This window comes from Mesorhizobium sp. M2A.F.Ca.ET.046.03.2.1 (assembly GCF_003952425.1).
Classification (GTDB): Bacteria; Pseudomonadota; Alphaproteobacteria; order Rhizobiales; family Rhizobiaceae; genus Mesorhizobium.
Genome location: NZ_CP034449.1, coordinates 2,959,430 through 2,983,777, shown reverse-complemented (window position 1 = coordinate 2,983,777; position 24,348 = coordinate 2,959,430). Strand labels below are relative to the sequence as shown.

33 protein-coding genes are annotated in these 24,348 nt (G+C 56.5%); 13 read left to right on the top strand and 20 right to left on the bottom strand.

The genetic code is table 11. The annotated features are described in order from the left end of the window. Positions 1 to 146: 146 nt before the first annotated feature. Positions 147 to 404 carry a hypothetical protein gene (locus EJ072_RS14235; RefSeq protein ID WP_126080247.1) on the top strand — a complete coding sequence of 86 codons (258 nt, stop codon included), beginning with the start codon at positions 147 to 149 and terminating at the stop codon, positions 402 to 404. A 242-nt stretch (positions 405 to 646) separates the two neighbouring features. Here EJ072_RS14235 and EJ072_RS14230 read toward each other — a convergent pair whose 3' ends face one another. After that, a complete protein-coding gene (locus EJ072_RS14230; RefSeq protein ID WP_126080246.1) occupies positions 647 to 1,975 on the bottom strand; it encodes a J domain-containing protein in 1,329 nt (442 codons plus the stop codon). A 345-nt stretch (positions 1,976 to 2,320) separates the two neighbouring features. On the opposite strand from EJ072_RS14230, the gene EJ072_RS14225 reads away from it, so the two are divergent. After that, entirely contained in the window at positions 2,321 to 3,349 is a 1,029-nt protein-coding gene (locus EJ072_RS14225) for a hypothetical protein (protein WP_126080245.1), read from the top strand. 32 nt (positions 3,350 to 3,381) lie between these two features. Further along, the gene (locus EJ072_RS14220) at positions 3,382 to 4,047 is read left to right on the top strand and encodes a phospholipase D family protein (RefSeq protein ID WP_210211649.1); all 666 of its coding nucleotides are present in this window, start codon (positions 3,382 to 3,384) and stop codon (positions 4,045 to 4,047) included. A 378-nt stretch (positions 4,048 to 4,425) separates the two neighbouring features. Here EJ072_RS14220 and EJ072_RS14215 read toward each other — a convergent pair whose 3' ends face one another. From EJ072_RS14215 to EJ072_RS14200, 4 genes are read right to left on the bottom strand one after another with little or no spacing between them, the layout of a single operon-like run. Beyond that, positions 4,426 to 5,418: a hypothetical protein gene (locus EJ072_RS14215; protein WP_348639283.1), complete on the bottom strand. Its 993-nt coding sequence runs from the start codon at positions 5,416 to 5,418 to the stop codon at positions 4,426 to 4,428. Further along, complete coding sequence (locus EJ072_RS14210; RefSeq protein ID WP_126080244.1) at positions 5,415 to 6,683, bottom strand: hypothetical protein; 1,269 nt, start codon at positions 6,681 to 6,683, stop codon at positions 5,415 to 5,417. Before EJ072_RS14210 ends, EJ072_RS14215 begins: the two co-directional genes overlap by 4 nt. Then, on the bottom strand, positions 6,683 to 7,495 hold the full coding sequence (locus EJ072_RS14205) for a hypothetical protein (protein WP_126080243.1): 813 nt from the start codon (positions 7,493 to 7,495) through the stop codon (positions 6,683 to 6,685). The genes EJ072_RS14210 and EJ072_RS14205 overlap by 1 nt, the downstream gene beginning before the upstream one ends. Then, a complete protein-coding gene (locus EJ072_RS14200) occupies positions 7,476 to 8,927 on the bottom strand; it encodes a hypothetical protein (protein WP_126080242.1) in 1,452 nt (483 codons plus the stop codon). The genes EJ072_RS14205 and EJ072_RS14200 overlap by 20 nt, the downstream gene beginning before the upstream one ends. 392 nt (positions 8,928 to 9,319) lie before the next feature. On the opposite strand from EJ072_RS14200, the gene EJ072_RS14195 reads away from it, so the two are divergent. The 3 genes from EJ072_RS14195 (at position 9,320) to EJ072_RS36380 (ending at position 12,142) form a co-directional block, all read left to right on the top strand. Beyond that, positions 9,320 to 9,979: a recombinase family protein gene (locus tag EJ072_RS14195; RefSeq protein ID WP_126080241.1), complete on the top strand. Its 660-nt coding sequence runs from the start codon at positions 9,320 to 9,322 to the stop codon at positions 9,977 to 9,979. A gap of 171 nt (positions 9,980 to 10,150) precedes the next feature. Continuing rightward, positions 10,151 to 10,948, top strand: a complete 798-nt coding sequence (locus EJ072_RS14190; RefSeq protein ID WP_126080240.1) for a DUF6615 family protein — start codon at positions 10,151 to 10,153, stop codon at positions 10,946 to 10,948. 42 nt (positions 10,949 to 10,990) lie between these two features. Continuing rightward, positions 10,991 to 12,142, top strand: a complete 1,152-nt coding sequence (locus EJ072_RS36380; RefSeq protein ID WP_210211648.1) for an HNH endonuclease — start codon at positions 10,991 to 10,993, stop codon at positions 12,140 to 12,142. A 24-nt stretch (positions 12,143 to 12,166) separates the two neighbouring features. Here EJ072_RS36380 and EJ072_RS14180 read toward each other — a convergent pair whose 3' ends face one another. Further along, a complete protein-coding gene (locus EJ072_RS14180) occupies positions 12,167 to 12,847 on the bottom strand; it encodes a thermonuclease family protein (RefSeq protein WP_245467311.1) in 681 nt (226 codons plus the stop codon). Positions 12,848 to 13,153: 306 nt separating this feature from the next. On the opposite strand from EJ072_RS14180, the gene EJ072_RS14175 reads away from it, so the two are divergent. Then, entirely contained in the window at positions 13,154 to 13,486 is a 333-nt protein-coding gene (locus EJ072_RS14175) for a hypothetical protein (protein WP_126080239.1), read from the top strand. Between the two features lie 82 nt (positions 13,487 to 13,568). On the opposite strand, the gene EJ072_RS14170 is transcribed toward EJ072_RS14175, so the two are convergent. After that, positions 13,569 to 13,850 carry a hypothetical protein gene (locus EJ072_RS14170; protein ID WP_126080238.1) on the bottom strand — a complete coding sequence of 94 codons (282 nt, stop codon included), beginning with the start codon at positions 13,848 to 13,850 and terminating at the stop codon, positions 13,569 to 13,571. 152 nt (positions 13,851 to 14,002) lie between these two features. Between EJ072_RS14170 and EJ072_RS14165 the strand changes: the two genes are divergently transcribed. Continuing rightward, positions 14,003 to 14,881 carry an ATP-dependent DNA ligase gene (locus tag EJ072_RS14165; protein ID WP_126083628.1) on the top strand — a complete coding sequence of 293 codons (879 nt, stop codon included), beginning with the start codon at positions 14,003 to 14,005 and terminating at the stop codon, positions 14,879 to 14,881. A 2-nt stretch (positions 14,882 to 14,883) separates the two neighbouring features. Next, the gene (locus EJ072_RS14160; RefSeq protein ID WP_126080237.1) at positions 14,884 to 15,108 is read left to right on the top strand and encodes a hypothetical protein; all 225 of its coding nucleotides are present in this window, start codon (positions 14,884 to 14,886) and stop codon (positions 15,106 to 15,108) included. A 14-nt stretch (positions 15,109 to 15,122) separates the two neighbouring features. Here the strand turns inward: EJ072_RS14160 and EJ072_RS14155 are convergent, their stop codons facing one another. From EJ072_RS14155 to EJ072_RS35960, 4 genes are all read right to left on the bottom strand, one after another. After that, positions 15,123 to 15,410, bottom strand: coding sequence for a hypothetical protein (locus EJ072_RS14155; protein ID WP_126080236.1), 288 nt, complete (start codon positions 15,408 to 15,410; stop codon positions 15,123 to 15,125). Positions 15,411 to 15,567: 157 nt separating this feature from the next. Beyond that, on the bottom strand, positions 15,568 to 15,816 hold the full coding sequence (locus EJ072_RS14150; RefSeq protein WP_126080235.1) for a hypothetical protein: 249 nt from the start codon (positions 15,814 to 15,816) through the stop codon (positions 15,568 to 15,570). Next, positions 15,813 to 16,106, bottom strand: a complete 294-nt coding sequence (locus tag EJ072_RS14145; RefSeq protein WP_126080234.1) for a hypothetical protein — start codon at positions 16,104 to 16,106, stop codon at positions 15,813 to 15,815. Before EJ072_RS14145 ends, EJ072_RS14150 begins: the two co-directional genes overlap by 4 nt. Before the next feature lie 11 nt (positions 16,107 to 16,117). After that, the gene (locus EJ072_RS35960) at positions 16,118 to 16,294 is read right to left on the bottom strand and encodes a hypothetical protein (protein ID WP_189343304.1); all 177 of its coding nucleotides are present in this window, start codon (positions 16,292 to 16,294) and stop codon (positions 16,118 to 16,120) included. Between the two features lie 126 nt (positions 16,295 to 16,420). Here EJ072_RS35960 and EJ072_RS14140 point away from each other — a divergent pair, with 126 nt between their 5' ends. Further along, positions 16,421 to 16,690, top strand: a complete 270-nt coding sequence (locus tag EJ072_RS14140; protein ID WP_126080233.1) for a hypothetical protein — start codon at positions 16,421 to 16,423, stop codon at positions 16,688 to 16,690. Positions 16,691 to 16,719: 29 nt separating this feature from the next. On the opposite strand, the gene EJ072_RS14135 is transcribed toward EJ072_RS14140, so the two are convergent. From EJ072_RS14135 to EJ072_RS14125, 3 genes are read right to left on the bottom strand one after another with little or no spacing between them, the layout of a single operon-like run. Continuing rightward, a complete protein-coding gene (locus tag EJ072_RS14135) occupies positions 16,720 to 17,718 on the bottom strand; it encodes a DUF4238 domain-containing protein (protein WP_126080232.1) in 999 nt (332 codons plus the stop codon). 38 nt (positions 17,719 to 17,756) lie between these two features. Beyond that, positions 17,757 to 18,209: a MucR family transcriptional regulator gene (locus EJ072_RS14130; RefSeq protein WP_126080231.1), complete on the bottom strand. Its 453-nt coding sequence runs from the start codon at positions 18,207 to 18,209 to the stop codon at positions 17,757 to 17,759. 51 nt (positions 18,210 to 18,260) lie between these two features. After that, positions 18,261 to 19,259, bottom strand: coding sequence for a hypothetical protein (locus EJ072_RS14125; protein WP_126080230.1), 999 nt, complete (start codon positions 19,257 to 19,259; stop codon positions 18,261 to 18,263). 173 nt (positions 19,260 to 19,432) lie between these two features. Here EJ072_RS14125 and EJ072_RS14120 point away from each other — a divergent pair, with 173 nt between their 5' ends. Then, on the top strand, positions 19,433 to 20,107 hold the full coding sequence (locus EJ072_RS14120; RefSeq protein WP_126080229.1) for a hypothetical protein: 675 nt from the start codon (positions 19,433 to 19,435) through the stop codon (positions 20,105 to 20,107). A 117-nt stretch (positions 20,108 to 20,224) separates the two neighbouring features. Continuing rightward, positions 20,225 to 20,530, top strand: a complete 306-nt coding sequence (locus EJ072_RS14115; protein WP_126080228.1) for a helix-turn-helix transcriptional regulator — start codon at positions 20,225 to 20,227, stop codon at positions 20,528 to 20,530. Between the two features lie 35 nt (positions 20,531 to 20,565). Here the strand turns inward: EJ072_RS14115 and EJ072_RS14110 are convergent, their stop codons facing one another. From EJ072_RS14110 to EJ072_RS14095, 5 genes are all read right to left on the bottom strand, one after another. Continuing rightward, entirely contained in the window at positions 20,566 to 20,889 is a 324-nt protein-coding gene (locus EJ072_RS14110) for a hypothetical protein (RefSeq protein WP_245467310.1), read from the bottom strand. A 49-nt stretch (positions 20,890 to 20,938) separates the two neighbouring features. Next, on the bottom strand, positions 20,939 to 21,667 hold the full coding sequence (locus tag EJ072_RS36765) for a hypothetical protein (RefSeq protein WP_245467309.1): 729 nt from the start codon (positions 21,665 to 21,667) through the stop codon (positions 20,939 to 20,941). A 56-nt stretch (positions 21,668 to 21,723) separates the two neighbouring features. After that, positions 21,724 to 22,128 carry a hypothetical protein gene (locus EJ072_RS36760; protein ID WP_245467308.1) on the bottom strand — a complete coding sequence of 135 codons (405 nt, stop codon included), beginning with the start codon at positions 22,126 to 22,128 and terminating at the stop codon, positions 21,724 to 21,726. Between the two features lie 176 nt (positions 22,129 to 22,304). Continuing rightward, positions 22,305 to 22,928 carry a hypothetical protein gene (locus tag EJ072_RS14100; RefSeq protein ID WP_126080227.1) on the bottom strand — a complete coding sequence of 208 codons (624 nt, stop codon included), beginning with the start codon at positions 22,926 to 22,928 and terminating at the stop codon, positions 22,305 to 22,307. Between the two features lie 95 nt (positions 22,929 to 23,023). After that, complete coding sequence (locus tag EJ072_RS14095) at positions 23,024 to 23,353, bottom strand: hypothetical protein (RefSeq protein ID WP_126080226.1); 330 nt, start codon at positions 23,351 to 23,353, stop codon at positions 23,024 to 23,026. A 162-nt stretch (positions 23,354 to 23,515) separates the two neighbouring features. Here EJ072_RS14095 and EJ072_RS14090 point away from each other — a divergent pair, with 162 nt between their 5' ends. Continuing rightward, positions 23,516 to 23,848 carry a helix-turn-helix transcriptional regulator gene (locus EJ072_RS14090; protein WP_126080225.1) on the top strand — a complete coding sequence of 111 codons (333 nt, stop codon included), beginning with the start codon at positions 23,516 to 23,518 and terminating at the stop codon, positions 23,846 to 23,848. Positions 23,849 to 23,908: 60 nt separating this feature from the next. Here EJ072_RS14090 and EJ072_RS14085 read toward each other — a convergent pair whose 3' ends face one another. Beyond that, positions 23,909 to 24,280 (bottom strand): hypothetical protein, encoded by a 372-nt coding sequence (locus EJ072_RS14085; protein ID WP_126080224.1) that lies wholly within the window; start codon positions 24,278 to 24,280, stop codon positions 23,909 to 23,911. Positions 24,281 to 24,348 lie beyond the last annotated feature (68 nt).

The following is a 24,348-nucleotide window of genomic DNA, read 5'->3' as shown; positions in this document are numbered from 1 at the left end:
GCCGCAATAGGCTTGACCGGTTGGCCCAATAGACGGACACAATGCTGAAGCAGCACCGTCGCCACCGCGACTGCGTCGACGAGCTGGACGCTTGTCCGTACCGTCAGCCAAGTCAGTGAGCGGACATCCAGAAGTTGGACAACCCCATGCGAACATCACTGATAGCGATGATGGTTTCGATGCTCTTCGCTACACAGGTCTACGCCGGCAGTTCACTGGCAGAGAAGATTCGGGAAAATCCGACCTGCCAGCAATTCAATGACGGTTGCAGCATCTGCAAAATCAGCCAGGGCGTCGCGTCATGTTCCAGTCCTGCGATCGCCTGCATCGAAACCGAGTGGTATTGCGCCTCCGATCCTTCGAAGACTGGCCAATCCCAACCGGAAGGCGATCCGCGACCGTGAAGATAGGCTGGGCATCCTCGGTGCCTCACGTCTTTGACGGGCCGTCAGCAGTCGATATATCGACTGCCTTTCGAGCTGATGGAAGATCCTTCGGACTGATCCTGGCCCACGTAGAAGCCCCAAATCTCTGCGCCACGCGTTAGCTTGTTGATCGTCCGGGAATTCCCAGGAGTTCTGCCTCGGTTGCTCGGACCGAAACGATCCAGCTTGCCATAACGATTGCAAAAATTGCCGACTTAGTCTCATGGCGCATCAAATGCCTCCACAGAAAGCGATTGTGGACGAACGTTTCCAGAGGCGACCGCGTAAAGTGTGTAGGTGAGATGCTGCGTGATGATCTGGGTCGAGTTCATCTCGGTCTGCAGCCGCTCGACATTCGGGAACTGCCCCACGGCTGCCGTATTGAAGAATGATCTGCAGTCGGAACGCAACACGTCACCGACGGCGTACTGGATACGGTAGCTGCCATCAGGGATACCGCGGTACTCGGCAGTGGCGTTATCGCTGATATAGAACGATGCGACCGTCCCGTTTGAGAACGAGTCCCGCACCTTGACGATGGCTGGACCGCCTGACCCATTCCTAATTTCGAGGACATGTCCCTGCGATGACATGGAGTTCTCGTAGCCTTCTAGTGTGTCGCCGTTTCTGGGGCGGTTGGCGCAGGCATTGGCGATCGGAACGGCCTTCGCTGGAACAGCCTTGGTTGCTCTGGGAGGCGGCGTATATGTCGACGTGTATGAAGGCTTCGGGGTCGGGCTCCCGGTCCACCAAGAAACGATTTGGTCTTGCATAAAAATGCAGGCGACCACCAGCGGGACCGCCGAGGCCATGGCAACGTGCTTCAGTCTTTCGATTGGATCGAAATTCCATGGATTCTTGAGACGTGACCGCTTGGGATCGACCCCAGCCTTCTCCAGCTCCCTCGACAATTCTGTGGCCCGTGATGAAATCTCAGGGTCGGATGCCTTCCGTGACAACTGTGCCAGGGAATACGCGAGATTGAGGTCGCCGCGAGACAGGAAAGCAAGGCAATTATACCAGGTCAGCCTCTCCTCGGCTTTCTTGGGGTGTTCGCCACCGAACCCGTTCCCAACAATAGCGCCGATTGTGTAGATAGGCCCCCATGGGAAGCCCCACCATCCAGTGAACATCGTAATCAGAGACGATTTGAAGGCTTCTTTCCGGGCACATGAAGCGCAGAATATCCCTTGGACAGGTGTCCTCACCGTCGCCAGAACGAAACTGTAGACGCGTCGGAAGACGACGTATCTCGGTTGCGCAGTCATCTGACCGCAACGGGAACAGCAAACCGGATCCAGCTGCTTGTGACCGACATCTTCAGCCGTCGCCTGATAGCCCGAGCTGTCATATGCGGCACGGGCCTCAGGATCGGAGAGAATCTTGTAGGCCGCATTCACCTGCTGGAATGGTGTCGATGATGAATTGCTCGAGGTGTCAGGATGCGATTCTTTAGCTCGCCGCCGGTACGCATTCTTGATTTCTTCGGCTGTCGCCGTTGGTGAAACACCAAGGACGGCGTACAGGCCCCTGGGATCGCTGTTTTGCATTGCCCTGCCCACCCCTCGTGCTGCCCAAGATTGGCAATTAGCCTGATCTCTTATTGGGCGCCAGAGCAACTCACTCTGAAGGGGTGACAACTTCCCTTACAATGGGCACGGCATACTTGAGTGCTGCGCGCGCCAAGCTGTCGACCGGCGTCGGTCATTGGCTCCTTAGAAGCCCTTGTGTCGTGCATTCCCATGCGAGGCGGTGGATTGCCAAATCGCGAATGAGAAACGGCTCCGAGAAAGGGACGAATCGGCTATGAAGGTACCCTTCTGCAGATGCTTCCGCTCCGACTGAAAATGCCTGACGCTAAGAGATTGCTCCCGCCCGTATTAGTAGGGCTTCTGATGTTGATCGCGCCTCACGCCGGAGCGATTGAATTTTCAATGGAAAGGGGCAATGCAACCTCGAAGATCCTGGTGACGGGACCTATTGAGCGTGGCGACGCGCAGCGCTTCAAGGACTACTGGGAGAAAAACGCCTACGATTCATGGCACTTTGTAGTTTCCTTTGACAGCCCAGGCGGTAACCTTTTAGACGGGCTTGAAATAGGGCGTTTCCTCCGAAAAGTCGGGGCTGGCACAGAAGTCCAGCGATATCCACCGTCCGATCCGGACCATCCCTATCCAGAAGGACTTCCTGGGGCTGAATGCTATTCAGCTTGCGCGCTTGCGTTCATGGGCGGCGTTGAACGCAACATTCCCGAAGGTGGGACGATCGGGTTCCATCAGTTCTATGGGGGTGCTGGCTCATCGACTGATGAAGCTATGGAGCTGACCCAGCAGATCTCCGCTCTGATTGCGGGCTACCTACGCGAGATGGGGGCTAAGCCAGAACTGTTTGAAATAATGTCTGGGACCTCGCCCGGAAAAATGTTTGTCCCAACTCGCGATGAGATAGCCGCGTTAAATATCGTTCCGCAACCCGGATTTCACGACTTCCAACTGGTACCGAAGAATGGGCTGATCGTCGCAACTGCAACAGACGAACGAAATCCGGGACCATTGGAGAGGGTCTACGAAATCGAAACCATGTGCTGGAAGCGGCGACCAATCATCAACCTGTACGCCAAAAGTGATCAACAAGGTCTGGCGCCGGAAATAGCAGCTCCTTCGACCACCCACATCGACGGCTTCAGGATCGACACCGACTTTGGAACATTCGAATATGGGAGTGACCGGCTAAAGCTCTATCCGCAAACACGGCTTTTGGCGTCTCTTATTCTTGAGCCCAAGGTGGCCCGTGCTCTCGGGAGTGGGAATGCGATGGTAGTCGTAAACAGTTACACGGCATCCGGCGTGCTTATGGGCGGCAAGATTGTCGCGCCGTCAGGGGGTGACCCAGCAATCATTGCGAGCTTTCGGGATTGTCTGTAGTTGATCAAGCTAGCCGGCTAATGATGATGGACATGGTCCAACTTGACTCCCCGCCAGATTGGCCCGGCGGCTCTGATTGCGACAATGTGGCTAACCAAAGCGGCCGCGCGATGATCGCAGGAATTGCTGAGGGCAGGAGCAGGCATAAGCTGGCCCTCGAAGGATGGGGGAGTAAGATGCGATGGGGGGCGGCCTTGCTCATTCTCAGCGGGAGCATGACTGTGCTAGCAGCTCTGCCGACGTCTGCCACCCAAGCCGACGTGACTGTTTGCTTTACGCCAGCCCAGAAATGTGAACCGGAAATTGTCAAGGCGATCGACCAAGCCCAGGCAACCGTCCGCGTTCAGGCTTATGGCTTTAGATCGTTCCCAATCATCCATGCCCTACAACGCGCTGCCCAGCGCCGCGTTGAAGTGCTCGTGATCTTGGACAAAACGAATGACCGAAAATATTCCGCCGCCACCCTTTTATCAGCATTCAATATCCCGGTCTGGATCGACTATCGGCCAGCTATCGCTCACAATAAGGTAATCATCATTGACGGGCATCTCGTGATCGGCGGCTCGTACAACTACACAGCCGGGGCCGCGTCTCGAAACGCCGAAAACGTGACGTTCATCGATTCACAAGCGATTGCCAAACGATACCTAGCAAACTGGGAGAGCCGGCTGAAGGTGTCGAGAGCTTTCAGATTATAGCTGCCGAGTTCAAATATGCGCTTGTCATTGGTAATACTGGCTGTTTCGACGCTTTTCGCTGCACAGGCCCACGCCGGTGGCACGCTGCTGAGAAGATTCGGGAAAATCCGACCTGCCAGCAATTCAATGACGGTTGCAGCATCTGCAAAATCAGCCAGGGCGTCGCGTCATGTTCCAGTCCTGCGATCGCCTGCATCGAAACCGAGTGGTATTGCGCCTCCGATCCTTCGAAGACTGGCCAATCAGAAGGCGGGTAGCGTCCTCTGCGTTGATTGGGACCAGCGTATAAGGTCCTTGATGAAGGACGCTCGCTGCGCCATCACGCGGGAGGCAGGTCATTTGCCCCCAACTTATCCTCGCTCGCCGAAATTCCGACGGCTATTCGACGCCAATTGCGACTGGATTGCTCTTTCTGACCCTGATCTCGATGCGGCGCCGCGCCTTCACATCTCCCAATTGGTTCCCGTCGGTAAGTTTGTCTCCTGGAAGGATAAGCTGCCCGCCCGACATCGGAAGTATGGTGAAGCCTTCCAATTGCGGAATCGCCTCCAGGAACTTGGCAACTGAGATTGCCCGCGCTAGTCCCAACCCGGCGTTGTCGGCAGGGTGCAAATATCCGATTGGCTCTTTCCGCTCCAGTACCGGTCGAAGACCACGATCCATATTGGATGAGTCGCCGCTCATCGTCTGTTCGTCAGTGTGCCCGATCACCTCGATGATATCGACTTGGTACTTTTTCGCGGTCGCCGCTATCTCTGCCGACTTCTGCCGCAGCTTCGTTCGGAATTGGTCGGAAAGCTCCGCGCTGCCAGGATCAAAATTATAGCCTTCGAGCTCGTTGAGATTGATGATTGGCGGCCATTCGTGTGGCTTTGAGGTCTCGGACTTCTCCACGTTTGCCACGACGTCCCTCGCCGACAACCCTTTGGCCGAAAGCGTTTTAAGTGCAGGTACCCATTCGCGTATTATTTCCTCCGTGATGTCGTTATCGCGCAGAACCTTGGTGGAGGGGGCAAGTTCGACAGCTTCGTCCAGTGTAAGGCCCGCTGCCTCAATCGCATCGGCGGCCTTTTGTGCAGGAACCAATTCTTTCCATTCGTCTTCGGAAACCCAATGACCGGTTCCAGCCTTCACGGAGGAGATCGTCTTCCGAAGGTTTTCGTTTTCCCTTTCGGCTTTCGCCTTAGCTTCCTCTGCAACTTTCTGCGTTTCCACTGCAACCTTTCGCTCCTTTGCGATAATGGCGCCGGCGGCCAGCAAGAGGCAGAAGACGAGCAATAGCATCGTCTCGGCCATTGTGAGACCGAGGATAAGACCTCGCCCGTAGCCTTTCTTCTCGGTTGTGATCGAGGTTGCGGTTGCTGAACTCAACGAAACCAGCCCCGTTTGACAGGCACCGCCTCATCGTCCGGCCGCGGAGGTAAAGCTATTGGCTCAAATTCACCGCCATTCGCGGGACCAGCCGAGGCAAAATCGGGGGCGAGTGCCTCTGTCGCTATCGGCTGGGCCTGAGCCGATGCCAACAGCGATTGCGTTGCAACAAGCTTTTCGACCAGTTCGTTCATCTGCTTGCTTTGAGATTGTACAAAGCTAAGGAATGTTTCCGTGAGACGCCTTTGATCGCCCGCCACTTCAGCCACTTTCTGAGCCGCAATCGCCGAGTTTTCTGATTTCTCAGCTACCCTCTGCACTGCGTCGATAATAGCTGACATCCGGGCCTGCTGTTCTTGTGCAGCGGTTTCAGTCTTGATGGCGTACTGCGCAACAGCATTACCCAAGAGCTTGACCATGGGAGCGAGTTCCGTCTTCAGGACTTCGTCTGGTACGACAACCCTTTCGAGCTTCGAGGCAACTGTGTCAGCCTGGCCGCCGAGCCTCGAGACAGACCCGGCCATTGTCGAATTTGCGCTTTCCAGCAGCGCCGAAGCAGCCTCGACTTTCTTGGCTATTTCCGAGAACTGCTCCTCAACTCGAGTGAAATTTTCGGCCATCGCATTGCTCAATCTGGCGGAAACATCCTGCACTGGCTTGATGGCCGCCGCTGCCATTTTTTCGAATGTTTCTCTAACGTGCTCGCCATTTCGTTGCGCTTGGGTCACGATTTCTCCAAACCCCTCCTCCAGCATCTGATTGCTCACTCGACGAAAGTCGGCAAATTCGCGTGACGCGCTCTCTAGCTCAACGCGAACACGTCTCGTCATGTCGGCTAACTCGTGACGGGCGGACCGTTCGATGTCGATCGGATCGCGGCGGGTTTGATTGTAGAAAATCCGGAGCGCAATACCCATAATGGTCGACGTCACAGCAACACCGAAATTCCTCACCACCTCGTCAGTCGACCCGCTTGAGGTGAACTGAAACAGAGCCACACCCAAGCTAGAGAGTGTAAAAAGAAATCCCATGTAATAGAGGTTGTCCCCCGTTTGCTCGTCATGCAGCCGCAGTCGGCCGACGGCGATGGAAACGGCGAGGTAACCGAGCATCAGCGCTATCGGAACAGATATCGAGACACGCAGATCTACTCCGGATAGCTTCGCTGCCGCGATGAAGATGCAGCCACCGATGGTGAACAATCCGTAGACGACCAACGCGAAATTCGCGGATGCCGAGACCGTGTATCGGTTTCTAATAGCCATTAATTTAGCCCCTCAAGCGGGACAAGCTTGTCCATATCTCCGTGATGAAGTCTGACCCACTTGCCCCAAAACTGTTCATGCTCGTCGGTTGAGAATTTTTTGTTCTGTCGACGAACATACAAGATGACGACAGATATGCCATCTAAGGAGGTCCCATACTGAAGATTGGCAGCGCTGTCTTCGAATTTCCGGTATTCGACCCCGAACTTGTATTGCGAGTAAAGGTCAGTGTGCTCGATCATATCCGAGGCGACGATCAAGATCTTTTTAGCATGCTTCGCCAGATCGCTGTCAAACAGGTTCAGTTTGGTGGTCTGGATGGCCGCCATTATCGGAGACTGTTGCGATCCAGATGACTGACCGATCTCGTTCAAAAGTTCGTCGAGTGGCCTATGGAATGTCTTTTCCCACTTGTCTTGCTGCTGGTGACGATTGTGGGTCCATTGATCGACCGACGACGCGTCGCCTGGATTACAGGCGTCGAACTTTGTCTCGACCTTCCCAGCTGTTGCGGTGACGTTCGCAATCCGTAGGTAACCGCCGGGCTCGGTTTCTCTAACAGCCTTACTGAGTTCGTTTCTCAGATCAGTCAATGTAGTGACCGATATTGGATCGGTCGTATCGATCAACACCGCCGTGACACTGTTTGGCCCGTCGACCGGGCAGTTCTTAGAGTCGACCTCAACGCCTCCAGATCGGAGCCAGAGCCAAACGAAGCCGGACAACATCAAAACGAAGAGAAGAAGCAGGGCTGTCCCAACCACAACTTCCCGAACATTGCCCTTTCGTTTCCTACGGGATCGCTTTGCCATTCACTTCGTCCGGGAAGAGATTGTCGAGTTCCCGGTACTTCTCGATACCGTTCTCGCACTCGATGCCGATTGCTTTGATTTGCTCTGATAGCTCCTCCTGAGCTTGCCTGACCGATGCCGCCAGCTCCTTGTCCGTCCACTCGTCATTGAGCGCAACGCGGGGCTTTATTCGCTCCAGCTTGAAGGAAGTCGAGAAATGTTTCGGAGCAGGATCCTTCCGCTCGTGGATGTTGGCCTCGCGATACTTTGAGAGGAGCTGGTTGGCTGCTCTTTCCAGGTGGTCCTGGTGTTGCGCGAAGAGCGAGAGAAGCCTGGACCTATGCTCCATGATGGCAAGGTACTCCCTCCTCCGGGCTCCAAGACCCTTGATGACCTCCTCAATCCCTTCATTGTGTTGGTCGCGCACACTCTTAAGCTCTTCGATAAGGTCTTCCTTCTCGGACACGTACTCATCGCGCCGATCGCGCAGGCGCTTCTCAACCCCGGCAAAGCCAGGGTAGGGGTCACGCACGTAACACCCGTCGATGAATGCAATCAGCGAGAATATGAACCCAACGCAGAAAAGCAGCCATGAACTGACATCGTTCAATCCAAATGGGTTGTCCCGCATATGTCGGTAGGCGACGACACCTGCTCCCTCTATCCAAGTACCGCTGACCTCTCTGTAGTGTGCGAGAACGAGGTTTATCAGAAACGCTGCGGCTAAGTACGCTACGATGGATACGGAACCCCAAAACTTTACGAACCACGACCTATGGGTAACCAAGCGTGCAAGGTAGATTGCTACCAAGAGGGCCACACCAATATTGACTAAAGAGAAAAGGGCGGCCTCGATCAATCCGCCGAAGTAGCCTTGCGCATTGCCCTTCGCTAGAAAAGCAGCGTTGCCTGCGGTTTCCCCTCCGAACAGGAATAGAAGGAGCGTTATTCTCAAGTAGTGAGCAGTCCCTTCTGTGACCCTTGCAGCGCGTACGAGCCCGTGCTTTTCCTTGAACCAGGTATGTTCCCTTTTGGCCTCATTGAGTGCGTCCCTCAACCCGTGAAGCTTGTCCACGCCGACCGTTACTGCAGCTTTGAAATTGGATACGCTCGAAGCGTTGGTTTGCCTAATGAGGCCAAACTGTTCCTCGAAATTCAGGTTGCCGAGACGCCCAGCAAAGAGTTGCAGGTTGTCTTCGAGAGTTTGATGAGCGGCTTTCTTCTCAGCCTCGATCCGCTCTACAATCGTGTTCTCGACGTCGTCCAACGTCTTGGAAGACTTCGAAGGCTGGTTCTCTCTACCCCGCCGTCGGCCGGTGTCCTCAAGTGAAAGATCTCGCGCGACCCGTTCCACGTCGAGGGTAGGGAAGATTTCCGTCCCTACTCGAAAATCATGGTGGGACTCTCTCACCTTTTCACGCAGCCTGTTCAAGGCCTCGAATGTTACTGCCACTATCCACCCCCCCACGAGGTCTTTCTTATTGTCGTTTTCTCGATAGGACTACCCCAAGGCGCGGCCGCCTTTGTGACTACAGCGCGAAGCCGCGCTGTCATCCCCAACATAAACGCTCAGCATGAACGCGATCCTGGGTCAATTCAAAAGAAGCATCGTTGCCTTTCTGCCTTTGTTGACGCTGTGGAATGTTAGTGAAACATATCGCATGTCGGTTTGAGGCCCGAGACGCCACCGCCTCTCTAAAAATTGCCAGCAGCTATCGCGGGGTCGTCGATTCCAACCGCACCGGTACCAGTTAGCTTTCCGAACCATAGAGAACCGTTGTCCCAAGCCCAAGGTCTGAGGAAGCCCTTAAAACATAAACCAGCGTTTATGTTTGAAGGAGCCTCATGAAATACGTCGGCTATTACCGCGTTTCGACCAAAAAACAGGCTCGATCCGGACTTGGTTTGGAGGCTCAGCAGCAGATGGTCCGGCAATTTGCCGGTGCTCACGGCGAGCTGGTCGGAGAACTCGTTGAGGTGGAATCTGGCAGGAACGATCGACGAATCGAACTGGCAAAAGCGATAAACGCCGCCAAAAAAGCCGGAGCTTCCCTGCTAATTGCCCGGTTAGACCGCTTTTCGCGCCGTGTCAGCTTCATTTCAGCGATGATGGAAAAGGGAGTCCGCCTTGTCGTCGTTGAGATGCCGAATGCCACGGACTTTCAGCTACATATCTTCGCCGCGCTAGCTCAGGAGGAACGGCGACTGATTTCAGAACGGACCAAAGCGGCGCTGGCCCAAGCCAAGCGCAGAGGAGCAGTGCTTGGAAAAAATGGAGGTATTCTGGCTGCGGCCAACAGGGCAAGAGCGATCGTATTTGCAAACCACATCCGCCAGTTGTTGCCCAGTGCCTGGGAGACGATGTCTTACTCCGAGTTGGCGCGTCGGCTTAACGAGGCGGGTGCTGTGACGATCAACGGCAATCCCTTTTACCCCCAGACCGCCAAAAATCTGGTCTTGGTACTCTCTTCAGCCCGGCTCAGCCTTCAAGCCAAGAACGTCTAAAGGCAATGATCCTGGCCCACATCTTCTCGAATCGATATCTGTGCGGTTAGATACAGCCTCTGAAAAGGATGTCAGCGGCACGGGGGGTTAATGGCGTCAACTGTCCAACTCTGCTCTAGTTTCCGAACAGAGGCGGGCCGCGTCTGGAGACAGATGGCGTCCGCCCGTAGCATGGGTCTGTTCGTCGGCGAGGAAACGATAACCGAAACTTGCCTCTACAACCTTGCATTCCGCCACTGGAAAAGTGGCATTGCGATCATCCCAGCGAGCAAGCCACAGGAAAAGGTTCACGGTGCCGATTGGGAATGGTGGTTCACCAGAAAGGGGCGCGGCGTTGGCTACAGGGTGCAAGCCAAGCGTCTGTTTCCGAGCGGTCGATATGAGAGCCTCTTCAAGTCCGGTGACAAATATGGCCAGTTGAAGACGCTGGTTACCAACGCCAAGGCTAACAACCTCGACCCGCTGTATTGCTTTTACAATTTCGACCATTTTAGTGGCCTTCGCGGCTTGCCAAATAGCTGCTCACATTCCTACCGCGGCCCAAGTTTTTGGGGATGCGCAATCGCCCTGCCCGAAGACGTACAACGGGTGGGCTCAAATGAGATCAAAGACCTGCGGCACGTGATGCATCCGTGGCACTCGCTGGTCTGCCTCTCGTCTTCCGGGGGCCATCTCCCGACCTCGGTTCTCAAGAACGTAAGGAACCTGGCCGCGCCCCGGACTGTGGGCGCAGAAAGAACGGTTCGTCGAGAAGCCATTGAGGTCGCTTCCTCGCAGCGCGAACTGCCGAAATATGTGCGCCGTTTAATCGAACTCGACCGCTCGACGCGCAACGCACCGCCCGAGGAACGGCGTTACCTTGATTTTGCATATTGGCAGGACAGCCCCCTTCCTGGGGACGATGTCTCTAAAGAGGGAAACCTTCCCAGTGAAGGCGTCGCAGGACTGACTGTCTTCGACGAGGAATGAGCGGGTGTCTGAATATTCAGCGGAAAGATCTGGGAGCGCAATGTGGGATTCGAACACATCGACAGGACTGCCGTTCTTCGTGCGATCGAAGAATACCAACAGCTCGGCCGGCCAACCTTTCTAGAGCGCTACGGGTTTGGCAAAGCCCGCGCATACATGTTGGAGCACGAAGGAAAACCGTACGACTCAAAGGCGATCGTCGGCGTCGCCCATCGCTACGCCCGCCCGGACCTCGGTCCATTGAAGGCCTCGGATTTCAGTGGCGGTGACGCTACAGTCCGCAAGAAGCTTGAGCAGCTCGGCTTCCAAGTAACCGCCCCTTCGGCGGAAATGCCATCACAGCACTTGCAAATCCACGAGGTCTACACTCGCGATCGACTTCGCCAAATGTTCGGGATCGTTGATGCCACCTTGAATACCGGCGTCTTCCGCCTGAACGGAACTCGATGGGTCTGGCTTTTTGTCACGGCTGAAAAGACCGCCGACAGGACGCAGTACCATGACTCGCTCGTTGGCGACGTTCTGCACTGGCAAGGTCAGATGAGCGGCCGAACCGACTCATTGATCATAGATCATCGAGCAAACGGACTCGAGCTGCTGGTCTTTTATCGCCAGCGCAAATACGAGTTCGAAGGTGCCGGGTTTCGCTATCTAGGTCCGTTCAACTATGTTAGCCACTCCGGCGGCTCTCCCACGAGCTTCATTCTGCATCGAGCCGACCAAGGCCATCCGTCGATCATAGCACCGGAGGAATCGGACCCTGACGTTTTTGATCCGAACAGCGTCCAGGATGCGCGCGAACGGATTGCACGCACGATTGCTCAGCGTAGAGGGCAGCAGCAGTTCCGCGACGCCCTGCTCTCCGCCTATGACGGCCGCTGCGCCATCAGCAGCTGCAGCGTAGTCGACGTGCTGGAAGCGGCACATATCTCGCCCTACAAAGGCGACGCTACGAACGTCGTCAATAACGGGCTGCTGCTACGGTCGGACCTGCATACCCTCTTCGACTGCGGTCTCATCTGGATCGATACTGAGAATATGATCGTCCAAGTATCGTGTGCCCTTTTGAAGACCGAATACGAAGAACTACGCGGGCGAGCGCTACGCCTACCCGAAAACGCCGCCTTGATGCCGAGCACCAAGGCGTTAGACAAGCACCGCAGTCAATCCATGCAGGATGAAGCCTCGGCATGATCGGCTAGGGGGATCGCCTATACCCTAGCAAAGGGTTTCACACGCCACTCCGTCGCCGTCCCGATCCAGCTTCCCTCCCCACGAGCAGTTCTGCAGATACCATTGAGCTTCGTCGCACGATCCGATCTGTTTGCACGTACGCCGTGGTTCGCATGAATAGCCACTCTGCGCGACCAGCTTGCGGCTGACGATGCCGAGCGGCTGGCTCGCCGGCGCCGCGCCGTCGTCGTGCGATGCGCGCCAGTCCCACGGCGCATCAAATTTGCCGACCCACAGACCGATCTTCGCCGCTTCCGCTTTAGCCTGCTCCGCTGCATAGGCGCCGTTGCTGTAGCGGGGCCAATCGAGCGCCTGGCCGTGCTCGATCATCCATGCCGCCACGCTAGCGCCGTCGGCGCGCCGGCAGTCGCCGACGTAGCGGTGATAGCGATCCCAACTCACGAACGTGCATTGCACCGGCCTCGAGGCCGCCAGGAAGCTATCCAGCGCTTCGGCCGATCGCCGGCCGCACGGATATTCGAAGCCCTTGGCGTCGTCGCAGTATTGCTTGCTCTCCGGCGCGTCGATGCCGTTGAAGCGGATCCGCTGCCCGTGAACTTCGATCGTGTCACCGTCGATGACGGATGCGACTCCGGTGATCGGCGCCGGTGTCCGACCGGTCCAACTTGATAGGCTGAGATTGGTGGTGCGGTCGCTGTGCTGCATTGAGAATTGGGTGAGCGCCGCGGCAAGCGTACCAACGCCTAGTAAGAGCATCCCTGAGAGCGGACGCGGCAGCCGTCGAGCGGGCATTCGATCGGTGCGCTTTCGCAACCGATTAGGCCGATTGTCATGGTTGTCTTTCCCCACGCCCCTCTCTCCCCAAGGAGAGAATGCTTCCGTTCGGGGAGAGAGTCCAGAAGCTATCCGGCCAGCGGCGAGCGAAACCAGCGAAAAACATTTGCGAATCCACAGGCAACCGACTAGCTGAAGTCGACCGGAAAGAGAACCGGCGTGTGAGAGGGGCCAAGAATGAAAAACATTATTTCTATTATCGTTTTAGCTTTAACCTTGTTCGCAGGCAAGTCATACGCCCTAGGCTTGAAAGATTATATCTCAGGCCGCAACACCGATTTGTCAGATGCATTGATACTGACGATGGGGCAGAGCTTCGATATAGCAAACGCTGTCCTGGAGCATCAGGAGCGGGATCCGTTGTATTGTCCACCACAGAAATTGCCTATCTCTAGCAAGCAATACGACGAAATACTGATGAGATATGTTGACAATGAAGATATAGAAGGCAACAAATCAACAGAAATACTCCTATTGTTTGCTCTTATGGATGTCTTCCCGTGCCATTGACGGCGTCTAGCCGGCAATCGCGCCTATTAGCGACTGGCGACCCAATGGACCAAACCGGGTTTGTGGCAGTGATGCGCCGTGCTTAGGGCTGGAGAAGCGCCCCACCGTACTGCACCCAAAGGCGGTCGCAGTCCCATTTCCTGAGGCTCGGCGTCCCTGGCAAACCATATAGCACCATGGCGCCGCGAACGTCATAGCCGAGCACCGACGCATTTGCGACGAACTGGACGGCGTGCCCTAAGCTTATGGCGCCGATCCGCGTTTCAATTTTGCTGGTGAGGTCGACCACCCCGAAAATTTCCGCGTCGTGGCCTCTGCCGGCCAGAACAGCCGACGAGATCGCATCGTCCAAGGAAAGCAGCATCGCGAAGTCCCCGTAGCGACCTGCAAACTCCCATGCGGGCAATTTGTTCCGCTGGATATTCCCACGATCGCCCGCGCCTTTATTCAGCGATCGCTAACGGAACGTCCGCGCTCGTGCGATATTGAATCAATTTCGCATTGTTGGGCCGTTCCATGCGTAAGCCTGCCGCCGGCGTCCGGCTATCCTTCATTCCCCCGTTGCTGCCCATCCTGGTCGACAAGCCGCCGGAGGGCGACGGCTGGATTCACGAGGTAAAATTCGACGGCTACCGCTCACAGATCGTTCGCGACGAGGGCGGCGTTCGCATCTTCACGCGCCGCGGGCTCGACTGGACCGCGAAGTACCGGGATCTTGTCAAAGCCGCCGGCGAGCTCAATGCCGCAAGCGCCATCATCGACGGCGAAATCGTCGTCTTGGATGAGGCGGGACATTCGAACTTCGGCGAGCTACGGAAGGCCATCACTCGGCGCCAGCACGACCTTTATTTCGTGGCGTTCGATCTGCTGCATCTGAACGGCCACGATTTGCGCGACATGCCGTTGATCGATCGGCGCGACATCCTCGAGGCCCTGCTACCGGAGGGCCAGCGCATCCAGTTCAGCCAAGCGTTGCCGGGTGACGCCAAGTCCATTTTCCACCTGATCGACCAAGCCGGACTTGAGGGCATGGTGTCGAAGCGCAAGAACAGCGTTTATCGGAGTGGCAATTCGACGGCGTGGCTGAAGATCAAATCCTATGCCATCGACGAATACGATCTGCTCGGCGTCGAGCGGGAGCCCGGCAAGCCGGCATTCGCGCTAATGGCCGAGCGCGGGACGGGCCGGTATGTCGGCGCCGCCTTCATCACCCTGAGCCGAGAGATGCGCGAGCGGCTCTGGCAGCGCGTGCAGGACCGTTCCGGGCCGCCACCCAAGGGGATGAAGCGGCCCGCGACACAATGGGTCAAGCCGGGCTTGATCGGCCGCGTGAAACACCTACGTGGCGAAGACGATTTGCGGCACGCTTCGTTGCAGGATTTCAGGGAGGATTAAGGATGGCCGTCGCCAAGAAGGATCAGGAGCGCGTCACCTATGCCTGGATGTACGGCCAGCAGGCGCGGAAAGATGGCAAGGAACGCTCCGTCCCCGATTATTGGAATGAATATGCAGAGGCTTGGCTACAAGGCTTCGACGGACTACCGCTCGGGAGCGAACCTAAATCGGTAAGTGATCAGCTGGAGGCCGAGCTAGACGACAGCGCCGTGTCTAAGCCGGAGTAGCAAGTCGCGCATTCCTACTCCGGGAGCGTCAGCTTCATGTACCCTGGATGAAGTGCTCGCATGTGACCAAAGTAAGTGAGGCACGCTTGGAGCGTGACATCGGCCTTGCGGAAGCTCTTCTGCCTGAACTTCGGCATGAGCTTGGCCCAGAACTCCTGAATGAAGTCGTCCTCGAAGCCAGCGGCCTTCAAATGAGCCAGAGCTAGGAACGGCGCCTCTTCGACATACGTCTGGTCATTGGTCGCATTGTAACAGTTCACGCCCCACGCCAGAGTTAGAGCAGCATCAACCTCTCCAACCATCTTCTTTTCATCATATTTCTCGCCTGGCGCTGGGTGATGAGCAGCGCGGACATTACAAGCAAAACAGCGGCTTTCATAAACCCTATCTACGTGACAACGGTAAACGGAAAGTCGTCAAGCCTAGACCTCAGCTTCCCATTTTTGGGTAGTCACCCTACTATGGCTTCGGCCGGCCGGCGCGGATCATCGCCCGCGCGATCGCCAGCTCCGCTTCGACCTTGGCGTTTTCCTTTTGCTTCATGTTGTCGGCTGCGATCAGGCGCCGCAGTGCACGCTTGGCCTCTTCGCACGTCCAGCCGGCCTCGCTCATGCAATCAATGATCGCCTGAAAACCGGGCTCCATCGCCTCCTGGCAGTCGATGTCCCGATCGGTGTAATCGCCTTCGCGCCTTGGCCTGCTGATCATCCGTTGCCCTCCACTGGGCTCTCTTCGTCAACCGCATGAGGCACCGGCAGATACGAATTGGCGACGAGCCATTCGCCGACAATCGTCTCCACCAGATCGGGCCTAGCCGTCCCCAGCTCGGCCGCCAGGCTGGTCAGAGCATCGTCGGTACGCGGATCGAGGTTTATCCCGCCGACATTGCGAAGCAGCAGCGCGGCCCGGCGGAGCAGCACTTGCAAATCCGCCCGTGAAGCGTCAGCGATGTGGTCGGCGGTGCATTCCAGTTCATGCACGAATTGATGACGGGACATCTGTCATGCTCCTATAGGAATTGCTCGCCTTCGCCGCGGTGCTCATAGCAGAACCAGTGCGGCGCCTGCTTCGGCTTGGCGAAGCCCCACCCGGCATCCTTGCCGCACCCATCATGTTCGCAGAAATGGTGCTGAACGCCTGGCGAGGTGGCGTATTCCGGCCGGGGCAATCTGATTTCGTCGCTCATGGGCAACAGTGAACAAAATGGGAACAAAAGAGTCAAGCCGCTCTTGACCAGACAGGAATATGTTCTCAATTCGAAGGCATGCCGGAGCAACCCGAAAAGTGGCCGAGAGGCGCCGCCTGGACCCTAATGCATGCCCATGATGCCGGGCAGGTGGCGGGCATCCGCTGCGGCAAGTGCAACGTCACGCGCTACTACAAGCCAGCCGAACTGCGAGAGGTCATCGGCAACGTCACGATCGACGATGTGCGAGAGAAGGTCCGATGCCAGCAGTGTAAAAGCCGGGAATGGATGAGCGCGCAGCTATTCCACCCGACCGGCGAGCAGGCCCACACGATTCGGTTTCGGCGCCTGGTGCAAATCCGATGGGAAAAGCGGGTGATCTGGCGGGATGAATAGGGATGTATTGGCATCTCAGCACCCCGGACTTAGCTCTTTCCGCCCCGTTCGAGCCCTTTGAGCTTCTCCGGAAGGGCTTGAGCAAAAAGAGTGGACTGGCTTTCCCAAACCGCCATAACGTCCGCCAAAATTGCGCTTTGCATCTCTGGAAGCCGCGATACCAAACTCGGCTGCGTTTCGATCCCCATTCGCCTCTGGATAAATTGCAATTGACTGTCCGTGCGGCCGCAAACCGTGACGGTGGCATTCGACACAACGAAGTCGTTGAGGACCCGCACAAGCTTGTCCGCGCCTTCCGCTTTTATTTTCGCTATTAACGAACGGTCCCTAACCGCTAAAAACACCCTGCTAGGTCCTATCGGCACGAACAGATGGGACTCCGGATGATGCAGGCTATAAGAGTGAGCTACCGGCCGATCCGATGTGAGAAGTTCGTGTTTAGCGTTGTCCGTCGTCAGGACCGACCATTCCAAGGCCGCTAGGCTGCGGACAACGTCTTCATCGCCCATGAGCTTACGGGCTGCTTCGATCGCTTTGCCAGCCAGGATGTCTTTGCTAGCACCGTTGAAGAATTCCTCGAACGACCCAGCCTGATCTTGGGCGGGTAACGCATTATATATTTTCTCGAATCCGGGGATGAGCATCTGCCAGATTTGCGAGATATTCTCCTTAAACTTCGTAATGTCATTTGGCATCCGAAAAAGAAGTGTGGCGATGAACCCTGCCCACGCATTTCGCTGAGCTTGAGTTAGAACATTCCCGGCGAGCAGCGCCTTGAGCGCGTCTGCTGCCCGGCTGTCGACTGGCGATAGAAAATCAGTTTCCAGGTCTTGTCTTGCTTCGTCAGGCAGGCCTTGCGCCGCGTATAGATGCTCAATGTACCCCGCACCGTCGGGGTGGACACGGAGCGGCTTCACTACGTCACCGTAGGGCCGGGTAAAGCGCACGATCTTCTGGTCAGCGCCTGCCCACTGACGCAGGTAGAAAACCGGCAAGAAATGGTGCCTATTCGGCTTGTTGGCAGACATTCCGCGGCTTCAGACGGATCGGGACGGCCCTTGTGCTCTTAAACCTTCCGCCGTGCCGACGCCTTTTTGGCTGATTTGACGGCCGGCTTCCGCCCAAGCCCGCTCGCCTTTGCCAACGCTGACCGCTGCTCCGCATAGTTCGGCGCCACCATCGGATAGTCGCGTGCCAAGCCCCACTTCTCACGGTACTCGTCGGGCGTCAGGCCGTAGTGCACGCCGAGATGTCGCTTCAGCGATTTGAACTTCTTCCCGTCCTCGAGGCAGATGATGTAGTCGGGGAGCACCGATCTTTTCGGATTTACCGCAGGAGCCTTGGCCGGCGTCTCGGGTTCGGTCGGCTGCCCGACCTTCGTGAGTGACGAATTCACGCTTGCGATTAGATCCGGAAGGGATGCAACCGGCACCGGGTTGTTGCTGACGTAGGCCGACACGATGTCGGCGGTTAGCTCGATCAGGTTCAGGGTCTCGTCGGCCAAGGCTTTCTCCTTCATGACAATCGAAGCTTCGTAGCTTTTGGCCGAGACCTAATCAACGGTCGAACTCTACCTCGTACAAATCCATCGAAGCATTCCCGAACCGGCGTTGCCGATGAACACGCTGGGGATATCAGCCAACACATCTTCAACTTGCTCGATAACAGCGGCCGGAACGCGACTGTTCGCTGGACCAGAGTGCTCCGCCAAGATCCAACCAGCAGAACCACACCGGGCGAAGGCAAGCAGCGCTGGGTTCTCGCCGTCCCACCTATAAAAATACCGCTGACCAGACAGAACAGACGCGACAGCTGCCGCGAGTTCCTCGCCACGCTTGCTCAGGCAATTCCTGAGAAGTTGCCCCGCCTTTCGGAGTTGGTCGGCCGTGGTGATCGGAATCAGCGCGCCGACCTGCTCAAATGGGGGCGCAGGGAATGGCACCAGCCCATACAGGTTTGCCAAGATATTCGCTGGCTGACGACCCTCAGAGATGCACCGAACAAGGTGCCGTTCCTCGTATCGCGACGCCATCCGAGAAATCACCCACAGCAGGTCGACCATTGCCTGAGCGGATGTCTTGCATTTCAGCAGAGCGCGGACCACCCGATTCGACCCAGTCATAGTCACGGCGGTTGCGAGTGAGGCCAGATCGTCATCGTCCATTTTCGCCGACTGGTGGACGTAGTGTGCTAGCGGTCCGTCTGCTGAAAGCACTTGGTGGAGCGCAATATAGGCGTGTTTTGGCCTCGCAAATGGTCCGAAATTGCCGAGTGCCGAGACCATTCCCGCGGGGCAGGAGCCGAATGCATCCGTCAGAATCTGTCGGGATTTAGCGAAGGTGAGGAATTGATAAGCTTCAGCTACGTCGTGAATGGCAGCGCCATGGACCGCTAGCCATGCGTGCCAGGTGTGTCGGCGGCTATCGGAGGGGAGCAGATATTCGAGGATGCTTTCGTTCTGCCAGATCGACTGAACTTCAGCGCTGTCTTGCCTAGCAAGCAAGGCGATAATCGAATTTTCTGACCTACAGCGGCGGCTCGATGACGTGCTAGTTCGCTCGCGATGCATAACGGACACCCTCCTGATAGCCCGCCTCTCCTCGTAAACGGGGCCTCGGACAACCGCTTTCCAACCGCGCCCGTTGATCTCGCTTTCTGCAGCCAAACTTCCAGCAAGCGACTGCCACCTTGACAGCTCGAGCGGCGGGATTGACGCTTGATCGAGCTTTCCGGGGGGAAGTTATGAACGCTGAAACTAAATGCTATCGGAAACTAACTTCATCCTTTGCTCTCGCCGTAGGGCTTGTTTATGTGACGTCGAGTTTCAGCCAGGCCGATAGTGCAGTAGACCAGGCGCTGTCTGCCATGGCCGGCACACTTGATGTCCAATCGCAGCCGTATTTGCATAAAGGTCAGCTGTCCGGCTGCACCCTGATTTTCGACGCGATCTTGCAAGATTGGAGCTATCGACAAGGCGGATTTCTGAAAATTTCGGGAAACGTCGGCATCATGCGAGCCGGCAACAAACTTGGGGCGAATCTAAAAGTGGTTGTGCTGGAAATTGACCCCAATGACCCAACGCTCGGGCTTAAACCATCCGCGCCGTCTCGCGCTTACCTGGTTGACGACGATTTGAAGACTAACCTTGCAACGCTCCGAGGCACCCCCGCTTCCGATACTCCAGGCGCTTTGTTTTCCATTTTTGAGGTGTCGCCCACTTTGGACATGGTTCTTGATGGCCTTCGAGCCAACAAATTGACCGTCGCCTTCAACAGCAAGGGTGGCGACACGGATATACAGCTACCGCTGCAGCTCGACGTTCAAGAGGTGAAACAGTCCGGCGAACGTGTTCGGTCCAACAAGATGAAGTCCGACTTCGCAAATTGCCTGACAGCGCTTGGGAACACATTCAAGTAAGAGCAGGAGCTCATGGACCCGCGAATTTAAAGAAACCAACTCCAAATATGTCGTTGTCGCTCGCCGTTCGGTTCGGGATAGCGCCACCCATCGGAAACAATCTGATGGAGAACGGCTATGGACGCTCGCATCATCAAGGCGCTGGCCTGCGAAAGCAGGCTGAAGATCTTGGATTTTCTGAACTGGCCAGAGCTGCATTTCCCGGACGTGCCCACCGCTCGCCAGACCGGCCTGACGAACAAACTGATCTGCGGCAGGCTTGGTATCTCGCAAGAATCGGTCAGCCTGCACATGCGCTGGCTCACAGAGGCAAGGTTGGTTTCGGCGACGAAGGTTGGGACACGAGTTTTCTACAAGCGCAACGAGCCAGGAATTGACGAGGCTGTCAGTTCGCTGTGCGAACTCTTGCAAAGGCAGGGCTGATATCGGATGGCGGATGCCCCAGCCGAGCTGAAGCTCTAAACGCGCGACTTACGCCATCCAGCGGCCCTTGCCGCCGCTTCGGAACAAAACCAGCGCTCACCCTTCAGTAGGTTGATCCGCGTCTGCCAGTAATATTCCTGCCCCGGCATATGGTAGATGCGCTCACCGGTATTGTAGCTGATATTTCCCTTGATGTTGCAGCCCACAGCAGCCGGACCAAATTCGAGGGCAAGAAGGCCGCCCAAGACAGTCAAGCCAGCAGCGACCTTCGCCCAAAACGGCATATCGCTGGAACGGTGGCGTCGGCCACGCTTCCGACGATTGTATCGATTGTCTGCGTAGCGTTGAACCTTGCCCAAGCCCTCTCTCCTGGACGGTAGAATGCGAGTTTTTATGCCGCTGCGAGTGCTACTGGCAGCACACCTTGCGAACGTAGGTGTTGCCGAACGTGGCATAGGCATCGTCTGGGATCGCGCCCCTCGCCTTCATCTCTCTAACCAGACCTTTGGCCATCGGTTCGTCGAATGTGCTTTCCAAAGTGATCGCGAACCAGCCATTGGTGGCAAGGTAGGCGGAGAGAGGGATCGATGCAGTGCGCACATATGACTCGGCGTCCGCATAGTTGTCGAAGCTCTTGACCTGGATATGCCTCTTTCCGAATGGGCCGCTGTCGTATTGGTCGACGTGAACCCAGGTGTCATGCATGTAGCCCACCTGATTTCCGGTCTGAACACGATACCAGCGACCGCTGCTACCAAGAATCGCCACCCAACTCCCGTTCCTCAGCACCGCGACATTCGCCGACTTTCCTTCCGGCAACGCCTTCAGAGGTGCCGAACCTTTAGGGTGCCCGATACGACCCGAGCGGGCTTGCGGAATTACAAGCGACGGGGCGGTTGGCGAGGGGGCGGCAACCGAGGGAGGCGAAGCGGCTGGGGGCGGGGGCGTGGTAGATTGCGGCTGAGGCGTTGGCATCGAGGGCGGCACCTGGCTCGCAACCTGGCTAGGGCTGGCCTCTGGCGTGAAGGTAACAACCTTGTATTTCACCATCTCGCTCATCGACAGATAGCGGATGTCGTTGCTGTCATATTGCAGCGAAAGCTGAAGCAGGGCCGGGTCGACACCCATCTCGATCATGTAGGTGATGACATCTGCGGTAATTTGCTGAACGGCGGAGACGGCTTCCTGGGTTGTCAGGGGACATCGCCCTGGAACGACGACTTGTGAACGCCAATGGAGCCTGGGTCAGCGTAGCGGATGACGCCGCCCAGGAAAGCAAGCGAGCATGCGGAAGCGCATTCGACGGCCCTGAACTGGATCGTATTGATGCCTAGCCTGCGAATGAGGCGGCCGAGTTCCATAGCCTTCTGGATGTTGCCGCCTGGAGATGAGAACGTGACCGCCGTCGCAGTGTTGGATCGCACCTGGTTCTCAAAGAGAGACAGGTCGTCCTGATAGGCGAAATCGCCTGATACCGTAATGTAGTGCAGCCCCCAGTCAGTCTGTCCGGCTTGGAATTGCAAGCCGGCGTGGGCCGGAGCGCCCGGCAAAATCGACGCGACAAACAGCAGGACTCGAATGGAAAAGAAGCGAAACATGCCCGGAAACCCCAGGCAGAAGTCTAGTGGTAGTCAGGCAACCCTGTCGAATCATTGTTTCGAAGTTGGTGAACTTCACGCCTCGGTTTCAACGCACTCGGAAGTTGGATGTAGTCCGGCTCTGGCGGCTTCTTCACACTGCGGGCTGTCTGACCGCTGGAAATCCGATAGCAGCCCTAGAAGTGGATCGAGCCCTTCCCGCAGCGGTGCCATTTGTACTGATAGCTTGATTGGCCCTTTTTGCCATAGCACCATTTGGCAGCTTCAAGCTGGCGGGACAGTGCGTCTCGCGCATTGCAGGCCTTTTCGGTCTGGGGATCATCACCTGAGCCGCCACGACAATTTTCATTGGCAGCTTGCCATTGACGGATCAGCCTGGTCGGTGAAGGCGCTGTTGGGGTTTCAGCGTTCCTGCCGCTTTCCCTGTTGGCAGGGACGATCGTGATGCCGGGAAGGTCGGTACCTTGGCTGAGCTTGGCGGTTGGAGGCTTAGCGTTGCAGGCAGTCAGTTGCTCGCCGTCAATTCGTATTGTCTGCTCGCCCTCGACGTCCAATATGAACGATCGCTGGAAAGGATTGCCGGTCTCCAGGCAATCGGCTTCTACCGCATAACGATTTATCCGCAGCTTTCGAACGGATGCGACGACGCATCCCACTTCGGGAACCTCATAGGCGTGACCAGCCTTCGAGACGGAAAACTCGATCGAATCCAGTTCGCCCTTGCGAAACTGCTCGCATGCATTCGCTGACCGCATATAGGAACCATCAGCGATCGGCAGGGCATCTGATGCGTGGGCCATCGGTCCGCCGCCGATCAAGGATAGCAGCGGAAGTACCGTTCTAATGGGATAGTGGGCTAGGAAACGCCTGGAGAGGACATCCATCGGATAGCCTCTCAATAGTAATAGCGTTTGTTCCGGAACAGATACATCAGGAGGTACACCGGGATCCAAAGGCCGCTCGTTATGATCGACAGAAGGATGTGGAACCAGTGGGGGAAACGCCTTAGCGTCGCAGGTCCAGAAGCAGCCGCGGCTGCGGCGGCCCCTCCGCCGGCATTCATGAACACCTGAGGGCTGTTACGCTGGCTTTTCAGAAGCTCGATCTCGCGCATTTGCGGATCGAGGATTTCCCCGCAGTGCTTACACTTCTTTGATTTTGGATTGATCGGCTCCGCACAATACGGGCAGTCGATCGTAGCAGCTGGCAAAACGGCTTCTTCCATGGATTACCCCTTCTCACCCGCTTTTTGGGCCCTTACGCTGGGATAGCGATACCTTCGCAAACCTGGGCAATCAACAAAAACTGGTAGTTTTCTACGATTTATTTCTGAATGATCGTAGCTACCTAGGTTCACCGATATCCGCAGGCAGCGCACACCTGCGACATGTCTGCGATCGACAATTTCGGCATGATTCTGAAGGAGCTACGCAAGGTTCGTGGGCTGACGCAGGATGATCTTGCGTCTCGCACGGGCAGATCGCTTGACGCCGTTTCGCAGTGGGAGAGGGGTGTCAATTGGCCGAGTTTCGAAACCTTAATTCGACTCAGTGAAGCTCTCGATGTTCCGGTCGAGAACTTCTTCGAGCAGAACACGGCCAATCGGTCAGGCGATCGGCTCAAGAAAGAGGTTGAGGCGCGATTACTGCTGGGTGATTTGACCGACGGCGATCTCGTCGTAGCTGTCGAGCAGCTGCGCGCACTGGCAAAACGCCGCTAAAGCGTTTGGCCAGCCCGCATTGCAAAGGGCTGGCCATGTATGACTCATTATCCTAAGGGCTCAGCGACCCTTCTTGAATCGTGCCCGGACCTGCTCGGAAACAGTCGCGAGCTGGCTGTCGAACGTACCCTCGATCGCGGCTTCCCGTGCCTTCTTCAGCGCATCGACCACGCCAGCCATATCCCCGCATGCAATGGCATGTTTGCCTTTGGCAAGCTCCAGGGGGACCTTGCCATACTTGATCGAAAGCGTCGGCTTGCAGTCGAGATCGATCGACCACCAGCGGCCACGGAATTTCCGACCGACGTTTTCCGGTTCGGCCATATAAAGCTGATGGTCGATTTGCATGATCAGCCTTTGCCGACGCTTGGATGCCGGGTCCGTTGGGGCCTGCTTCGGGGCTGCGACCAATTTCAGTCCTTCGAATGCCATTGCGATCTCCTTCCGTTGATGATCGACAACGGCGTCCCGCCAGATGGCTGAGAAGGTCAACAGGTTGC

Excerpts from the sequence above, each read along its gene's own strand:
- EJ072_RS14235 (WP_126080247.1), top strand. The coding sequence starts at position 147 with ATGCGAACATCACTGATAGCGATGATGGTTTCGATGCTCTTCGCTACA.
- EJ072_RS14230 (WP_126080246.1), bottom strand. The coding sequence starts at position 1,975 with ATGCAAAACAGCGATCCCAGGGGCCTGTACGCCGTCCTTGGTGTTTCA.
- EJ072_RS14225 (WP_126080245.1), top strand. The coding sequence starts at position 2,321 with ATGTTGATCGCGCCTCACGCCGGAGCGATTGAATTTTCAATGGAAAGG.
- EJ072_RS14220 (WP_210211649.1), top strand. The coding sequence starts at position 3,382 with ATGGTCCAACTTGACTCCCCGCCAGATTGGCCCGGCGGCTCTGATTGC.
- EJ072_RS14210 (WP_126080244.1), bottom strand. The coding sequence starts at position 6,683 with ATGGCTATTAGAAACCGATACACGGTCTCGGCATCCGCGAATTTCGCG.
- EJ072_RS14205 (WP_126080243.1), bottom strand. The coding sequence starts at position 7,495 with ATGGCAAAGCGATCCCGTAGGAAACGAAAGGGCAATGTTCGGGAAGTT.
- EJ072_RS14195 (WP_126080241.1), top strand. The coding sequence starts at position 9,320 with ATGAAATACGTCGGCTATTACCGCGTTTCGACCAAAAAACAGGCTCGA.
- EJ072_RS14190 (WP_126080240.1), top strand. The coding sequence starts at position 10,151 with ATGGGTCTGTTCGTCGGCGAGGAAACGATAACCGAAACTTGCCTCTAC.
- EJ072_RS14180 (WP_245467311.1), bottom strand. The coding sequence starts at position 12,847 with ATGCAGCACAGCGACCGCACCACCAATCTCAGCCTATCAAGTTGGACC.
- EJ072_RS14175 (WP_126080239.1), top strand. The coding sequence starts at position 13,154 with ATGAAAAACATTATTTCTATTATCGTTTTAGCTTTAACCTTGTTCGCA.
- EJ072_RS14170 (WP_126080238.1), bottom strand. The coding sequence starts at position 13,850 with ATGCTGCTTTCCTTGGACGATGCGATCTCGTCGGCTGTTCTGGCCGGC.
- EJ072_RS14165 (WP_126083628.1), top strand. The coding sequence starts at position 14,003 with ATGCGTAAGCCTGCCGCCGGCGTCCGGCTATCCTTCATTCCCCCGTTG.
- EJ072_RS14160 (WP_126080237.1), top strand. The coding sequence starts at position 14,884 with ATGGCCGTCGCCAAGAAGGATCAGGAGCGCGTCACCTATGCCTGGATG.
- EJ072_RS14155 (WP_126080236.1), bottom strand. The coding sequence starts at position 15,410 with ATGGTTGGAGAGGTTGATGCTGCTCTAACTCTGGCGTGGGGCGTGAAC.
- EJ072_RS14150 (WP_126080235.1), bottom strand. The coding sequence starts at position 15,816 with ATGATCAGCAGGCCAAGGCGCGAAGGCGATTACACCGATCGGGACATC.
- EJ072_RS14145 (WP_126080234.1), bottom strand. The coding sequence starts at position 16,106 with ATGTCCCGTCATCAATTCGTGCATGAACTGGAATGCACCGCCGACCAC.
- EJ072_RS35960 (WP_189343304.1), bottom strand. The coding sequence starts at position 16,294 with ATGAGCGACGAAATCAGATTGCCCCGGCCGGAATACGCCACCTCGCCA.
- EJ072_RS14140 (WP_126080233.1), top strand. The coding sequence starts at position 16,421 with ATGCATGCCCATGATGCCGGGCAGGTGGCGGGCATCCGCTGCGGCAAG.
- EJ072_RS14135 (WP_126080232.1), bottom strand. The coding sequence starts at position 17,718 with ATGTCTGCCAACAAGCCGAATAGGCACCATTTCTTGCCGGTTTTCTAC.
- EJ072_RS14130 (WP_126080231.1), bottom strand. The coding sequence starts at position 18,209 with ATGAAGGAGAAAGCCTTGGCCGACGAGACCCTGAACCTGATCGAGCTA.
- EJ072_RS14125 (WP_126080230.1), bottom strand. The coding sequence starts at position 19,259 with ATGCATCGCGAGCGAACTAGCACGTCATCGAGCCGCCGCTGTAGGTCA.
- EJ072_RS14120 (WP_126080229.1), top strand. The coding sequence starts at position 19,433 with ATGAACGCTGAAACTAAATGCTATCGGAAACTAACTTCATCCTTTGCT.
- EJ072_RS14115 (WP_126080228.1), top strand. The coding sequence starts at position 20,225 with ATGGACGCTCGCATCATCAAGGCGCTGGCCTGCGAAAGCAGGCTGAAG.
- EJ072_RS36765 (WP_245467309.1), bottom strand. The coding sequence starts at position 21,667 with ATGATCGAGATGGGTGTCGACCCGGCCCTGCTTCAGCTTTCGCTGCAA.
- EJ072_RS36760 (WP_245467308.1), bottom strand. The coding sequence starts at position 22,128 with ATGTTTCGCTTCTTTTCCATTCGAGTCCTGCTGTTTGTCGCGTCGATT.
- EJ072_RS14100 (WP_126080227.1), bottom strand. The coding sequence starts at position 22,928 with ATGGCCCACGCATCAGATGCCCTGCCGATCGCTGATGGTTCCTATATG.
- EJ072_RS14095 (WP_126080226.1), bottom strand. The coding sequence starts at position 23,353 with ATGGAAGAAGCCGTTTTGCCAGCTGCTACGATCGACTGCCCGTATTGT.
- EJ072_RS14090 (WP_126080225.1), top strand. The coding sequence starts at position 23,516 with ATGTCTGCGATCGACAATTTCGGCATGATTCTGAAGGAGCTACGCAAG.
- EJ072_RS14085 (WP_126080224.1), bottom strand. The coding sequence starts at position 24,280 with ATGGCATTCGAAGGACTGAAATTGGTCGCAGCCCCGAAGCAGGCCCCA.